Raw genomic sequence first — 13848 nt, forward strand, 5'->3', positions numbered from 1 at the left:
CGGCGCCGTCGTCGCGGTCTTCCAGTGGGGCTGGCTGGGCAGCCTGTTCGGCGTCGAGCAGACCGGCCCGATCATGTCGATGATGCCGATCTTCATGGTCGGCGTGGTCTTCGGCCTCGCGATGGACTACGAGGTCTTCCTGGTGACCCGGATGCGCGAGGCGTACGTCCACGGCGAGCGGCCCGGCGAGGCGATCGTGACCGGCTTCCGGCACAGCGCCCGGGTGGTCACCGCCGCCGCGGTGATCATGATCGCGGTCTTCTCCGGCTTCATCGGCATGAGCGACCAGATGATCAAGATGATCGGCTTCGGCCTCGCCGTCGCCGTCCTCTTCGACGCCTTCGTCGTCCGCATGGCGATCGTCCCGGCCGTCCTCGCGCTCCTCGGCCACAAGGCCTGGTGGCTGCCGAAGTGGCTCGACCGCGCGCTGCCGAACGTGGACGTGGAGGGCGAGGCCCTCGCCGGCCACGACGCCCCGGCCCCCGCGGAGCCGGACCTCGTGAAGGCCTGACACCCCCCTGGATCCCGGGGCGCCCCCTGAGCGGGGGGCGCGCCCCGGACCGCGCCGGGACCTGTGGGGACGGGGAGCCGACGCGGATGTACGCCGTCAGTGCGTCGTGAGCGACGACGCACCGGCGGCGTACGTGTGCTCCAGGAACCGGGAGAGGGCGACGCTGTCGAACTGGACGACGGAGACCTGCTCCGCGCCGTGGAACTCGACCACCGTCTGCGCCCGCCCGCACGGCCAGACCGCGATGTCGCCGCGGTGGGCCGGCTCGTGGATCCCGTCCTCCAGGAGGGCGCGGGGGAAGGACCACTCGACGCCGCCGGGGAGGACGAAGCGGACGGTGGCGGGGGAGAAGCCGGGGTCGTAGCGGAGGGCGATCGGCACGGCCCGGGAGACCGGTGCGTCGCTGATCAGGCGGCCTCGGGCGTGGTCCTCGACGGCGGCCATCACGTACTCCTCACCTAGAGCTGCGAATTGTCACTCAATGTCGCATTCTTCCCAGCGGTTCGCATGGTCACTCCCGAAGCGTCCGTATCGTGGCCGGGCTCACATCCGGCATCTTGTGATCCGGATGCTCTTGCAAGTCTTTTGCAGGAGCGCTCATCATTCGGGACGTGCATGTACCCGACGGATTCATCAACGCCCCCGTGTCGGCCGCGGCCGGCGTCGTCGCCGCCGCCGCGGTCGCCGTGAGCCTGCGCGGCGCGCGGAAAGAGCTCGACGAGAAGATCGCGCCGCTGGCGGGGCTCGTCGCGGCCTTCGTCTTCGCCGTCCAGATGCTCAACTTCCCGGTCGCCGCCGGCACCAGCGGCCACCTCCTCGGCGGGGCGCTCGCCGCGATCCTCGTCGGACCGTGGACCGGCGTCCTGTGCATCGCCGTCGTCCTGCTCATGCAGGGCGTCCTCTTCGCCGACGGCGGCCTCACCGCCCTCGGCGTCAACATCACCGTCATGGGCGTGGTCACCGTCGTCACCGCCCACCTGGTCTTCCGCGGCCTGCGGCTCGTGCTGCCCCGCACCCGCGCCGGCGTCACCGCCGCGACCTTCGTCGCCGCGCTCGTCTCCGTACCGGCCTCGGCCGCCGCCTTCACCCTGATCTACGCGATCGGCGGCACCACCGAGGTGCCCATCGGCAAGGTCCTCACCGCCATGCTGGGCGTCCACGTCCTCATCGGCATCGGCGAGGCCGTCATCACCATGCTGACCGTCGGCGCGGTCCTCGCCGTCCGCCCCGACCTCGTGCACGGCGCCCGCGGCCTCACCGCCCCCCTCAAGCTCCGGATCGACGGCGAACTCGTCGACGCGGCCCCGGCCCCGGCCGGGCCTCCGGCCGCGAAGAGCCCGAGGAAGCTCTGGATCGGCGGCGTCGCCACCGCCCTCGTCCTCGCCGGCGTCGTCTCCTTCTACGCCTCCGCCAGCCCCGACGGCCTGGAGAAGGTCGCCGCCGACCAGGGCATCGACGCCAAGGCCGAGGACCACGCCGCCGCCGACTCCCCGCTCGCCGACTACGGCGTCCGCGGCGTCGACTCCGCCCGCCTCTCCGGCGGCCTCGCCGGCGTCATCGGCGTCGGCGTCACCCTCGCCGCCGGCACCGGCGCCTTCTGGGCCGTCCGCCGCCGCCGGGCGGGCGCCGACACCGGCGCCCGGGTCTGACGATGGGAGCGGGCCACGCGCACCGGCTGTACCGGCGGGGGGACTCGCCGGTGCACGCCCTGCCCGCGCACACCAAGCTCGTCGCCGTCCTGTGCTTCGTCCTGGTCGTCGTCACCACCCCGCGCGAGGCCGTCTGGGCCTTCGCCGGCTACGCCGCCCTGCTCGGCGCGGTCGCCGCACGCGCGCGCGTGCCCGCCGGATTCCTCCTCCGGCGGCTCGCCATCGAGATCCCCTTCGTCGCCTTCGCCCTGCTGATGCCCTTCGTGGTCCCCGGCGAGCGGACGGAGGTCCTCGGCGTCCCCTTGAGCGTCCCCGGCCTCTGGGGCGCCTGGAACATCCTCGCCAAGGGCACCCTCGGCGTCGCCGCCTCCGTGCTCCTCGCCGCCACCACCGAACTCCGCGCCCTGCTGCTCGGCCTGCAGCGCCTCCGCCTGCCCCCGCTCCTCGTCCAGATCGCCTCCTTCATGATCCGGTACGGGGACCTCATCACCGACGAGATGCGCCGGATGGCCGTCGCCCGCCGCTCCCGCGGCTTCGAGGCGAGCGGCGTCCGCCACTGGGGCGTCCTCGCCAAGTCCGCCGGCGCGCTCTTCATCCGCTCGTACGAGCGCGGCGAACGCGTCCACCTCGCCATGGTCAGCCGCGGCTACACCGGCACCATGCCGCTCCTCGACGACCGCCCCGCCGGCCGCGCCCAGTGGGCCACCGCCCTGGCCCTGCCGCTCGCCGCCCTCCCGATCTGCCTCCTCGGACGGACCCTATGACCACGCCCTCGCTGGACGTCTCCGGCCTCGCCTACGCCTACCCCGACGGCCACCAGGCGCTCTTCGGCGTGAACCTGACCATCGGGCGCGGCGAGCGGGTCGCCCTGCTCGGCCCCAACGGCGCCGGGAAGACCACCCTCGTCCTCCACCTCAACGGCATCCTCGCCGCCGGCGCGGGCAGCGTCACCGTCGCCGGGCTGCCCGTCGGCAAGCAGCACATGGCGGAGATCCGTCGGAAGGTCGGCATCGTCTTCCAGGACCCCGACGACCAGCTCTTCATGCCGACCGTCCGCGAGGACGTCGCCTTCGGCCCCGCCGCGGCCGGGCTGCGCGGCGCCGAGCTGGACGCGGTCGTGGAGCGGGCCCTGGAGAAGGTCGGCATGGCCGCGTACGCGGACCGGCCCCCGCACCACCTCTCCTTCGGCCAGCGGCGCCGGGTCGCCGTCGCGACCGTCCTCGCCACCGAGCCGGAGATCCTCGTCCTCGACGAGCCGTCCTCCAACCTGGACCCGGCCTCCCGCCGCGAACTCGCCGACGTGCTGCGCTCCCTCGACGTCACCGTCCTCATGGTCACCCACGACCTGCCGTACGCCCTGGAGCTCTGCCCGCGCTCGCTGATCCTCAGCGAGGGCGTGATCGCCGCCGACGGGCCGACCCGCGAGATCCTCGCCGACGAGGAGCTCATGGCCCGCCACCGCCTCGAACTGCCCTTCGGTTTCGTTCCGGGTTCCGTCGCCTGAGACCATGGGACCCGTTCGTACGAAAGGATGAGTGGGTCAGGTGGACGTCCAGGGCACGGTGGCACCGGGCTGGGAGCCGGTGCGGGACGCGTTCCTGCGCAACTTCGAGCAGCGCGGCGAGAAGGGCGCGGCGGTCGCCGTCCACCACGACGGGGCCAAGGTCGTCGACCTGTGGGCCGGCACCAAGGACGCCGACGGCACGGCCCCGTGGACGGAGGGCACCGCCCAGATCGTCCGCTCGGCCACCAAGGGCGTCGCCGCCGCCGTCCCGCTCCTCCTCCACCAGCGCGGCCGGATCGACCTGGACGCCCCGGTGGCCACGTACTGGCCCGAGTTCAAGGCGGCCGGCAAGGACCGCGTCACGGTACGGCAGCTCCTCGCCCACCAGGCGGGCGTCCCCGTCCTCGACCGCCCCCTCACCCTCGCCGAGGCCACCGACCTGGAGGCGTCCACCGCCGCCGTCGCCGCCCAGGCCCCCGCCTGGGACCCCGGCACCGCCCACGGCTACCACGCCCACACCTTCAGCTGGCTCCTCTCCGGCCTGGTCCACCGCGTCACCGGCCGCACCATCGGCCGCTGGGTCGCCGAGGAGATCACCGCCCCGCTCGGCCTCGACCTGTGGATCGGCCTCCCGCCGGCCGAGGAGCACCGGGTGGGCCGGCTCGCCCAGGTCGACGCCCCCGAGGACACCGGCGCCCTCCGCCTGCGCCCCAAGCGCTCCGTCACGGAGGCCTGGGAGGACCCGGCGTCCCTCACCCGCCGCGCCTTCGAGGTCATCACCCCGAAGCCCGACGAGAACGACCCCGCCTACCGGGCGGCGGAACTCCCCGGCTCGGCCGGCGTGGCCACTGCCCGCTCCCTCTCCCGCTTCTACGCCGCCACCCTCGGCCCGCTCGCCGACGGCACCCCCCGCCTCTTCGCCCCCGCGACCCTGGCCCTGGCCCGCACGGAGGAGTCGGCGGGCACGGACCGGGTCCTCCTCGTCGGCACCCGCTTCGGCCTCGGCCACATGCTCCACGGCCCCGCCTCCCCCCTCCTCGGCCCCACCTCCTTCGGCCACCCCGGCCGCGGCGGCTCCCTCGCCTTCGCCGACCCCGAGTCCGGCACGGCCTTCGGCTACGTCACCAACGGCATGCGCAGCACGGTCACCTCGGACCCCCGGGCCCAGGCCCTGGTGCGGGCGGTCAAGTCGCTGATCTGACGGGCGGGCGGTCCGTTCCCCAGGCTCTGACGGCCGGGCTAGCGGTCCGTCCCCCAGCGCCACAGCAGCTCCTCGCCCTCCGGCACGGCGGCCCAGCGGGCGGCGGCGGCGTCCAGGCGCGGCCCCGTCCTCGCCAGGGCGTCCGCGTCCAGGAGCGCCGGGCCGAGGCCGCGGCCCTCCACGGGAAGGCCGCGCCACACCCGGTAGGCCCAGTTCACGCAGAGCTCGGCGGCCAGCACGGCGTCGCCGCCCCGGCGCAGCACCTTCATCCCCGACCGGCGGTGCCGGCCCGGGACGACGGGCTCGAAGCCCTCGAAGGTGGCGCCGCGCGCCGTCGCCCCCCAGAAGCCGTCCTCGATGCCGAGCGCGGTCTCCACGACGGCGTGGACCAGGTCGTGCGGCAGGGTCGGGCCGACGGGCCGGGCGGGCAGCCTGACGTCCGGCCCCCTGCGGGCGCGGACCAGGATCTCGTGCCGATGGTCCGGCAGCTTCCGGAAGGAGATCTCCATGGGCCCGACGGTAGGCCCGGATCCGGCCGCCGCCCAGCGATTTCCCGAGCGCACGGGGCTGGCCCGGCACACGCGCCGATGCTGAGATCGGACCATGGATCTCACGGCACGGTTCGCGGGGAAGACCGCCCTCATCACGGGCGCGGGAAGCGGCATCGGCGCGGCGACCGCCCGCCGCCTGGCGGCGGAGGGCGCGCACGTCCTGGTCACGGACGTCGACGAGGAGGCGGCGCGCAAGGTCGCCGCCGCCCTCCCGGCCGCGACCCCGCACCGCCTCGACATCACCGACCGCGCCGCGATCGACCGGCTGATCGGCGGGCTCCCCACCCTCGACGTCCTCGTCAACAACGCCCTCGTCCCCTTCGTCGACGACCCCGACGAGAACTGGCGGCGCCAGCTCGACGGCACCCTCCTCGGCGCGGTCCACTGCGCCCGCGCCGCCCTGCCCCACCTGACGGCGACCCGCGGCGCGATCGTCACCATCGGCTCGGTCAACGCGGAAGCCTCCTTCGGCGACCACGCCTACAGCGCCGCGAAGGCCGCCCTCGGCTCCTACACCCGCACCCTGGCCGCCGAAGCGGCCCCGCTGGGCGTCCGCGTCAACCAGATCAACCCCGGCACCGTCGCCACCCGGGCCTGGGCGGGCCGGGAGGAGGGCCTGGCCGCCCTCGCCGACCGCGCCTACCCCCTCGGCCGCGTCGGCACCCCCGACGACATCGCGGCAGCCGTCGCCTTCCTGGCCTCCCCCGACGCCGCCTGGATCACCGCCACCACCCTCCGCGTCGACGGCGGCCTCCTCGGCGTGAACCGGCACTTCCGGGAGATCCTGGACGGCTCCTGACGCCCGCTCAGCCGCTGGACAGCATCAGACCGATGCCGACCACCATCAGGCCGGCCGCGGCGACCCTCGGGCCGCCGAAGCGCTCCTTGAAGAAGAGGGCGCCGATGGCGGCGCCGACGATGATGGAGGACTCGCGGAGGGCGGCGATCGGCGCCAGCGGGGCCTGCGTCTGGGCCCAGAGCACGAGGGCGTACGCCGCGACCGACAGGGCCGCGCCGAGGAGGCCGCGGGCCAGGTGAGGACGGAGCGCGGGAAGCAGGGCGCGGCGGCGGACCGCCAGGGCGTACGCGGGGATGACCAGGCCCTCCAGGACCATCAGCCAGGCGATGTAGCCGAGCGTGGTGCCCGAGGCGCGGACGCCGACGCCGTCGACGACCGTGTACAGGGCGATCGAGAGGCCGGTGGCGAGCGCCGCGAGCAGGGCGGGCCGGTGCGCGCCGCCCTTGCCGCGTACGCCCCACAGCGCCAGCCCCGTCAGCCCGGCGCACGCCACGGCGACGCCGAGCAGCTGCCGGCCGTCCGGCACCTCGTGCACGAAGACGGCCGCGAGCAGCGTGACGACCAGCGGGGCCGTGCCGCGCGCGATCGGGTACATCTGGCCGAAGTCGCCGAGCGCGAAGGACTTCATCAGCAGCGCGTAGTACGCGACGTGGAGGGCGGCGGAGGCGATCAGGTACGGCCAGGCCCCCGCCGCCGGCACGGGCGTGAACGGCACGAGGGCCAGGCCGATCAGCGCCCCGCCGCCGGCGATCAGGGTGAAGGAGAGCAGCTGGTCGCGGATGTGGTGGGCCAGGGCGTTCCACGAGGCGTGCGTGATCGCCGCGACCAGCACCACGCACGCGACCAGCGGCGTCACGCCGTGCGCTCGCGCACGTCCGCGAGGGTCGCGCCCGCGTGGGCGATCAGCTCCTTCGGGGGCAGGGCGAAGACGGAATGCGGGGTGCCGGCCGCCGCCCACACCAGCGCGTGGTCGAGCAGACCCTCGTCGGCCAGCACCCGGGTCCGGACGCGGTGCCCGAAGGGCGGCACGCCCCCGATCGCGTACCCGGTCGTCTCCCGCACCACGCGCGCGTCCGCCCGCGTGACCTCCCCGGCGCCCAGCGCCTCCCGCACCCGCTCGACGTCCACCCGCGAGGCCCCGTCCATCAGGACCAGCACCGGGACCCTGTCGGCGGCGAAGATCAGCGACTTCACGATCTCGGAGACCGCGCAGCCGATCGCGTCGGCGGCCTGCTGCGCGGTCCGCGTCTCGTCCGGGAACCGCCGGACCTCGACGTCGAGGCCCAACTCGGCGAGGGCGGCGGCGAACTGGGGGTGGGCGGCGGAGGCGTCGGTCGTCATGCCCGGCACGGTAGCGGTAGGTGTACGGGACACGCGACCGTCTTTCCGCCGCCGGGGCCCGCCTGTCGTCAGCCCGCCTTCAGGACCGCCGCCACCACGGGCCCGGCCGCGTCGCTGCCATGGCCTCCGGCCTGGACGACGGCCGCGGCGGCGAGATCGCCGGAGTAGCCGGTGAACCAGCTGTTGGAGGTGGACTGGTCACCGACCTCCGCCGAGCCGGTCTTGGCGCCCTTCGGCGACGACACGCTCGCCATCGCCTCCTGAGCGGTGCCGTTCGGTCCTGTGGCCGCCTTCATCATCTTCTGCAGCCCGGCCTTGACCTCGCCCGGCAGCGGCTCGGCGGTGGCGAACTTCCGACCGTCCACGTCCTTCGGTATCAGGTACGGCTGGAGGAAGCCGCCGTTCTTCACGGTCGCGGAGACCGACGCCATGTTGAGCGCGTTCATGGTGATGGCGCCCTGCCCGATGTACGAGGCGGGTGTCTCGGTGCCGCTGGACTCGGGCACCCCTCCGTCCTCGGTCAGCACGCCGACCGACCACACCTCGCCGATCCCGAACCACTTGCGGGCGGTGTCGCCGAGCGCCGTGTTGTGGACGCCCTTGTCCTTCAGCGGGTTGATCGCCTTGATGAAGGCGGTGTTGCAGGACATGGCGAAGGCGTTCGTCAGGTCGCCCTTGGTGGAGAAGTCCTTCAGGTTGTGGAACGTGTACCCGTCCCACTGCGCGGTGGGCGGACACTCCACCGTCGTGTCCGGCCCCGCCACCCCGTACCGCATCATCATGGCCGCCGTCACGATCTTCATCGTGGAGCCGGGCGCCTGCTTGCCCTGGAACGCCGTGTTGAAGCCGCTGGCCGGGTTGTTGGCGACGGCCCGGATCGCGCCCGTCGACGGCTCGACGGCGGCGACGGCCGCCTTCGGGTAGTCCTTCACGGCCTTCTCCGCCGCCGCCTGCACGTCCGCGTCGATGGTCGTCCGCAGCTCGCCCGGCTTGCCGGCCGACAGCACCAGGAGCGTGCTGCTCGGCGTGCCGTCGGCGCTCTCGATCCAGGTCTCGATCCCGGCCTCGCCGCCGGCCTTGGCCCCGTACCGCTGCCGCAGCGCGTCCAGGACCGGCACCAGCGACGGGTACTTCTCGGGCGGCAGCGCGGCGCCCTTGTGGTCGAGCGCCTTCACCGCCGGCGCCTTCGCCTCGCCGGTCCGCAGCGTGGCGCCGGCGGTCAGCTTCGGGTGGAGCACGGTGGGCGTCCAGCGCACCAGCGGGCGCCCGGTGGACTCGCCGCGCACGACGGTCAGCTTCGACTCGTACGTCCACGGCTTCGACACCCCGTCGTACGTCACGGTCGCCTTCACCGTGAACGGCACGACCGCCCCCGTCGGCGTCCCGGGCGTGATCTCCGCCGCCGAGACGCCGACCTCCTGGTGGTACGAGGCGACGGCCGGCCCCGCCGTCACCGGATCGTTCGTCAACTGCCCGGCCCGCTCGGCCTCCCCGCCGGCCCAGGCGGCGAGGAAGTCCCGCGCGGTGGCGGTGACCTCGTCGCTCGTCACCGGCCCGGTCCGCGCCGCCGCCGTCCGCGTCCCGTCGCTCGACGAACCGCCCGTGATCCCGTTCCAGAGGTTGTACCCCCCGTACGCGACCCCGCTCGCGACGACCGCGAACACGCCCCCGACGACCCCGACCTTCACTCCACTGCGCATGACTGGGTTCCCCTCCCCGTGTGGACCATCGAGTCAAGCAGCCGCCACTGACAACTGTCGAGCACGATCGGCCACTCCCGTCACGTCCGGGGAGGGCGTTACTACACCCAGGTGTCCAGCCACATCCGCGCCCGCCACTGGTCCATCGGGATCGGGGTCGCCGTGTAGATCGGCCAGAAGTAGATGAAGTTCCAGACGATCAGGAGGACCAGGCAGCCGGCGGCCACCGCGCCGAAGGTGCGGCGTTTCTCCGTGCTGCCCTTGGGGCCGATGATCGCGCCGATCATCATCGCCACCGCCAGGCACAGGTAGGGGACGAAGACGACGGCGTAGAAGAGGAAGATCGTGCGCTCCTGGTAGAGGAACCAGGGGACCCAGCCCGCCGCCACCGCGCAGGCGATCGCGCCCGCGCGCCAGTCGCGGCGGAAGGCCCAGCGCCAGAGGACGTACACCAGGGCGAAGCAGGCGGCCCACCAGAGGAGGGGGGTGCCGAGGGCCAGGATCTCCTGGGCGCACTTCTCCTTGGCGGAGGCGGGGCAGCCGGCGGTGCCGGGGGCGGGGGACTCGTAGAAGTAGGAGACCGGGCGGCCGAGGACGATCCAGGACCAGGGGTTCGACTCGTAGGTGTGGGGCGAGGTCAGGCCCACGTGGAAGCTGTAGACCTCGGTCTCGTAGTGCCACAGGCTGCGCAGCCACTCCGGCAGCCAGGACCAGGTGCCGCCGCCGTTCGGCAGCGCGTCCTGCTTCTCGGCCCAGTCGCGGAAGTAGCCCTTGTCGGTGACGAGCCAGCCCGTCCAGGTCGCCAGGTACGTCGCCAGCGCCACCGGCACCACCGACACGAACGCGGGCAGCACGTCCTTCTTGATCACCGCGAGGTACGGGCGGACCGCGCCGGCCGTGCGGCGGGCGCCGATGTCCCACAGGACCGTCATCAGGCCGAAGCCGACCATGACGTACAGGCCGTTCCACTTGGTCGCCGCCGCGAGGCCCAGCATCACGCCGGCCGCGATCCGCCAGGGGCGCCAGCCGAGGCGCAGGGTCTCGGCGATCTCCGCGTCCGGGCGGAGCACGCCCTCCTCGTCCTCCGGGAGCGCGGCGGCCAGCCGTCTCCGCGTCCGGTCGCGGTCCAGGACCAGGCAGCCGAACGCGGCCAGCACGAAGAACATCAGCACCTGGTCGAGGAGCGCGGTGCGGCTCATCACGAAGTGCAGGCCGTCGACGGCGAGCAGCAGGCCGGCCAGGCAGCCGAGGAAGGTGGAGCGGAAGAGGCGGCGGCCGATGCGGCACAGCATGAGGACGGAGAGCGTCCCGAGCAGCGCCACCATGAACCGCCAGCCGAACGGTTCGAAGCCGAAGACCCTCTCGCCGAGGCCGATCACCCACTTGCCCATCGGCGGGTGCACCACATAGCCCGGGTCGGTCGGGATCAGGACCGAGTCGGGGTTCGCCAGGATCGTCTTGTCGATGTCCTTGGGCCACGCCCCCTCGTACCCCTGGTTGATCAGGGCCCAGGAGTCCTTGGCGTAGTACGTCTCGTCGAATATCACCGCGTGCGGCTTGCCCAGGTTCCAGAACCGGAGCACGCCCGCGACGGCCGCGACCAGCAGCGGGCCGCCCCACGCGGCCAGCCGCCACAGCCGGTCGGCGGCGGCCGGGCCGAGCCCGAGCAGCGACATGACCCGCGGCGAGGGCCGGGTGTACGGCGGGTCGAGCCGGTCCCTCGTGCCGATGGAGAGCGTGCCGGCGGCGGGCGGGCGGTAGCCGAAGCGCCGCAGCCGCAGCTGCCACGACGAGGGCTCGGCCACGGTCTTCGCCATGGAGTGCTGGCCCTCCAGGGCCTCGGGTGCGGTACGGGTCACCGCGCCATCGTAGGGACTGCGCCTGTGCGCGTCGCCTGTCCCGGCGGTACGGGGCGCCGTCACGGGCGCGACTCCTGGGAGGATGGGACGCGTGACAGGAACGCTGGTACTCGCAGGCACCCCCATCGGCGACATCGCGGACGCCCCGCCCCGGCTCGTCGCCGAGCTGGAGGGCGCGGACATCGTCGCGGCCGAGGACACCCGTCGGCTGCGCGGGCTGACCCGGGCGCTCGGCGTGCACACCACGGGACGGGTCGTCTCCTACTTCGAGGGGAACGAGTCGGCCCGTACGCCCGAGCTGGTCGAGGCGCTGGTCGGCGGCGCGCGGGTGCTGCTCGTCACCGACGCGGGCATGCCGTCCGTCTCCGACCCCGGCTACCGGCTGGTCGCCGCCGCCGTCGAGGCGGACATCAAGGTGACGGCCGTCCCCGGCCCGTCCGCCGTGCTCACCGCGCTCGCGCTCTCCGGGCTGCCGGTGGACCGCTTCTGCTTCGAGGGCTTCCTGCCGCGGAAGGCGGGCGAGCGGCTGGGCCGGCTGAAGGAGGTCGCGGCCGAGCGGCGCACCCTCGTCTACTTCGAGGCCCCCCACCGGCTCGACGACACCCTCGACGCGATGGCCGAGGTGTTCGGCGCCGAGCGCCGCGCCGCCGTCTGCCGCGAGCTGACCAAGACGTACGAGGAAGTGAAGCGGGGCCCGCTGGGCGAGCTGGCCGCCTGGGCGAAGGAAGGCGTACGCGGCGAGATCACGGTCGTCGTCGAGGGCGCCCCCGAGACCGGCCCGGAGGAACTGGACGCGGCCGAACTGGTCCGCAGGGTGCGGGTCCGCGAGGAGGCCGGGGAACGCCGCAAGGAGGCGATCGCCGCGGTGGCCGCCGAAGCGGGCCTCCCCAAGCGGGAGGTCTTCGACGCCGTCGTCGCCGCCAAGAACGCCACCTGACGGGAACGGCCGGGGAGAAGCCCCGGTCGGGGTGTCGGGAACGGAGCCGGGGGAAGCGTCGGGGAAGAGTCCAGGAAAGGGTTCCGGGAAACTCCGGAAAGGCCCTGGAAACGGTAAAGGACTAACCTTTAAGGCAAAGCCGAATCCGGCGCCGGGAGTCGTCACGGGGCGCTTGGCAAGGGAACGCCCAAAATCGCTCCATGCTTCCTTCCGTGCTGATGCGCTCCGGGCCGAAAAGGCGTCCACTGGACCCAGTGGAGAGGAGCTGGCATGAGCGAGACCACCGGCACCGGAACGCCCGTCGCGCACGAGGCGTACGCCTTCGCCTGCATGCGGTGCGGGTACGGCTGGGAGCAGTCCTACGACATCGAGCACCACACGGACGCGCGCGGTGAGGCGTTCGTCGTGTACAAGGCGGACGGCGAGCGGGTGCCCTCACCGCTCTCCAACCCGACCTGCATGAACTGCGGCGGCCACGTGGTGCGGATCATGCGCGCCGGCCAGGTGTCCACCGTCCTCGACCTGATCGCCTCGATGGAGCACCACCGGAGCGGGGCGAAGGAGGCCCGGCCGGTCGCGGTGGCCGGACCGATCGGGCAGGAGCTGACCCGGGGCGAGGGCGACGAGGCGCCGCCGGTCCCGCACCACTGGCACCTCTCCGACCTGCTGCACCCCTTCCGCTCCCGCCGCTGAAACCACCGCGCGGACGCGCTCGCGGCCCTCGTACGATCGGACCCATGAGTGCCAAGGACGCCCCGCCGCCGCTGCCCGAACCCCTCCTCGTGGAGGTCGCGGACTCGCACACCCATCTGGACATGCAGTCCGGCACGGTCGAGGAGGCGCTGACCAAGGCGGCCGCCGTCGGCGTGACGACGGTCGTGCAGGTCGGCTGCGACGTGAAGGGCTCCCGGTGGGCCGCCGAGACGGCGGAGCGGTACGCGAACGTGCACGCGGCCGTCGCCCTGCACCCGAACGAGGCCCCCAGGATCGTCCTGGGGGACCCGGACGGCTGGTCCCGGCAGGGGGCCAGGGACGCGGGCGGCGACGCGGCGCTCGACGACGCGCTCGCCGAGATCGACCGGCTCGCCGCCCTCCCGCACGTCCTCGGCGTCGGCGAGACCGGCCTCGACTTCTTCCGCACCGGCCCCGAGGGCATGGCCGCGCAGGAGCGTTCCTTCCGCGCCCACATCGAGATCGCCAAGCGGCACGGCAAGACCCTCGTCATCCACGACCGGGAGGCGCACGCCGACGTCCTGCGCGTCCTCGACGAGGAGGGCGCCCCCGAGCGGACCGTCTTCCACTGCTACTCCGGCGACGCCGCCATGGCGGAGATCTGCGCCGCCAAGGGCTACTACATGTCCTTCGCCGGCAACATGACCTTCAAGAACGCCCAGCCGCTGCGGGACGCGCTCGCCGTCGCCCCGCTGGACCTCGTGCTCGTCGAGACCGACGCCCCGTTCCTCACCCCGGCCCCCTTCCGCGGCCGCCCCAACGCCCCGTACCTGATCCCGGTCACCGTCCGGGCGATGGCGGAGGTCCGCGGCATCGACGAGAACGCGATGGCCGAGGCGCTGGCCGTGAACACCGCCCGCGCCTTCGACTACTGATGGTCACCGATGCATAACGGTTACGTGTCGTAGTCGGGTCGCTTTGGAGAGTGACCGCCGCCGGGGCTAGGGTCCCGGCCTCGTGAGCACTTCCCAGGGCAGTCACCGCGCCGGACGGCGGGGGGCGGCGGCCGCGCTGCCCGTCCACGAGCAGCCCACCCAGGTCGCCCCGCTGGCCGCCCCGCCGGC

The 13848-nt window shown here is 73.6% G+C and carries 15 protein-coding genes; 9 read left to right on the forward strand and 6 right to left on the reverse strand.

What is annotated here, in order from left to right; genetic code table 11:
• Positions 1–511, forward strand: a 511-nt coding sequence (locus ACFW1I_RS35320; RefSeq protein ID WP_384677677.1) for an MMPL family transporter, incomplete at its 5' end; no start/stop codon positions are given.
• 96 nt (positions 512–607) lie between these two features.
• On the opposite strand, the gene ACFW1I_RS35325 is transcribed toward ACFW1I_RS35320, so the two are convergent.
• Positions 608–955 carry an SsgA family sporulation/cell division regulator gene (locus ACFW1I_RS35325; protein ID WP_384677679.1) on the reverse strand — a complete coding sequence of 116 codons (348 nt, stop codon included), beginning with the start codon at positions 953–955 and terminating at the stop codon, positions 608–610.
• A gap of 167 nt (positions 956–1122) precedes the next feature.
• Here ACFW1I_RS35325 and ACFW1I_RS35330 point away from each other — a divergent pair, with 167 nt between their 5' ends.
• The 4 genes from ACFW1I_RS35330 to ACFW1I_RS35345 are packed head-to-tail and all read left to right on the forward strand — an operon-like array spanning position 1123 to position 4865.
• Positions 1123–2160: an energy-coupling factor ABC transporter permease gene (locus ACFW1I_RS35330; RefSeq protein ID WP_384677681.1), complete on the forward strand. Its 1038-nt coding sequence runs from the start codon at positions 1123–1125 to the stop codon at positions 2158–2160.
• Between the two features lie 2 nt (positions 2161–2162).
• On the forward strand, positions 2163–2924 hold the full coding sequence (gene cbiQ, locus ACFW1I_RS35335; RefSeq protein WP_384677683.1) for a cobalt ECF transporter T component CbiQ: 762 nt from the start codon (positions 2163–2165) through the stop codon (positions 2922–2924).
• Complete coding sequence (locus tag ACFW1I_RS35340; RefSeq protein ID WP_384677685.1) at positions 2921–3664, forward strand: energy-coupling factor ABC transporter ATP-binding protein; 744 nt, start codon at positions 2921–2923, stop codon at positions 3662–3664. The genes cbiQ and ACFW1I_RS35340 overlap by 4 nt, the downstream gene beginning before the upstream one ends.
• A gap of 40 nt (positions 3665–3704) precedes the next feature.
• On the forward strand, positions 3705–4865 hold the full coding sequence (locus ACFW1I_RS35345) for a serine hydrolase domain-containing protein (protein ID WP_384677704.1): 1161 nt from the start codon (positions 3705–3707) through the stop codon (positions 4863–4865).
• A 38-nt stretch (positions 4866–4903) separates the two neighbouring features.
• On the opposite strand, the gene ACFW1I_RS35350 is transcribed toward ACFW1I_RS35345, so the two are convergent.
• Positions 4904–5374, reverse strand: a complete 471-nt coding sequence (locus ACFW1I_RS35350) for a hypothetical protein (protein ID WP_384677687.1) — start codon at positions 5372–5374, stop codon at positions 4904–4906.
• A 94-nt stretch (positions 5375–5468) separates the two neighbouring features.
• Here ACFW1I_RS35350 and ACFW1I_RS35355 point away from each other — a divergent pair, with 94 nt between their 5' ends.
• Complete coding sequence (locus ACFW1I_RS35355; protein WP_384677689.1) at positions 5469–6215, forward strand: SDR family NAD(P)-dependent oxidoreductase; 747 nt, start codon at positions 5469–5471, stop codon at positions 6213–6215.
• A 7-nt stretch (positions 6216–6222) separates the two neighbouring features.
• On the opposite strand, the gene ACFW1I_RS35360 is transcribed toward ACFW1I_RS35355, so the two are convergent.
• The 4 genes from ACFW1I_RS35360 to ACFW1I_RS35375 all read right to left on the reverse strand — a co-directional run bounded on the left by ACFW1I_RS35360 (position 6223) and on the right by ACFW1I_RS35375 (position 11115).
• Entirely contained in the window at positions 6223–7071 is an 849-nt protein-coding gene (locus ACFW1I_RS35360; protein ID WP_384677691.1) for an EamA family transporter, read from the reverse strand.
• Positions 7068–7556 carry a YbaK/EbsC family protein gene (locus tag ACFW1I_RS35365; protein ID WP_384677693.1) on the reverse strand — a complete coding sequence of 163 codons (489 nt, stop codon included), beginning with the start codon at positions 7554–7556 and terminating at the stop codon, positions 7068–7070. The genes ACFW1I_RS35360 and ACFW1I_RS35365 overlap by 4 nt, the downstream gene beginning before the upstream one ends.
• 68 nt (positions 7557–7624) lie before the next feature.
• The gene (locus ACFW1I_RS35370) at positions 7625–9256 is read right to left on the reverse strand and encodes a penicillin-binding transpeptidase domain-containing protein (protein ID WP_384677695.1); all 1632 of its coding nucleotides are present in this window, start codon (positions 9254–9256) and stop codon (positions 7625–7627) included.
• A gap of 101 nt (positions 9257–9357) precedes the next feature.
• Positions 9358–11115 (reverse strand): dolichyl-phosphate-mannose--protein mannosyltransferase, encoded by a 1758-nt coding sequence (locus ACFW1I_RS35375; protein ID WP_384677697.1) that lies wholly within the window; start codon positions 11113–11115, stop codon positions 9358–9360.
• Between the two features lie 91 nt (positions 11116–11206).
• Here ACFW1I_RS35375 and rsmI point away from each other — a divergent pair, with 91 nt between their 5' ends.
• The 3 genes from rsmI (at position 11207) to ACFW1I_RS35390 (ending at position 13659) form a co-directional block, all read left to right on the forward strand.
• Positions 11207–12052 carry a 16S rRNA (cytidine(1402)-2'-O)-methyltransferase gene (gene rsmI / locus ACFW1I_RS35380; protein ID WP_384677699.1) on the forward strand — a complete coding sequence of 282 codons (846 nt, stop codon included), beginning with the start codon at positions 11207–11209 and terminating at the stop codon, positions 12050–12052.
• Positions 12053–12322: 270 nt separating this feature from the next.
• Positions 12323–12745, forward strand: coding sequence for a hypothetical protein (locus ACFW1I_RS35385; RefSeq protein ID WP_384677701.1), 423 nt, complete (start codon positions 12323–12325; stop codon positions 12743–12745).
• Between the two features lie 44 nt (positions 12746–12789).
• Positions 12790–13659 (forward strand): TatD family hydrolase, encoded by an 870-nt coding sequence (locus ACFW1I_RS35390; RefSeq protein WP_346170164.1) that lies wholly within the window; start codon positions 12790–12792, stop codon positions 13657–13659.
• The last annotated feature ends 189 nt before the right edge of the window (positions 13660–13848 follow it).

This window comes from Streptomyces sp. NPDC058955, from assembly GCF_042741435.1.
Classification (GTDB): domain Bacteria; phylum Actinomycetota; class Actinomycetes; order Streptomycetales; family Streptomycetaceae; genus Streptomyces.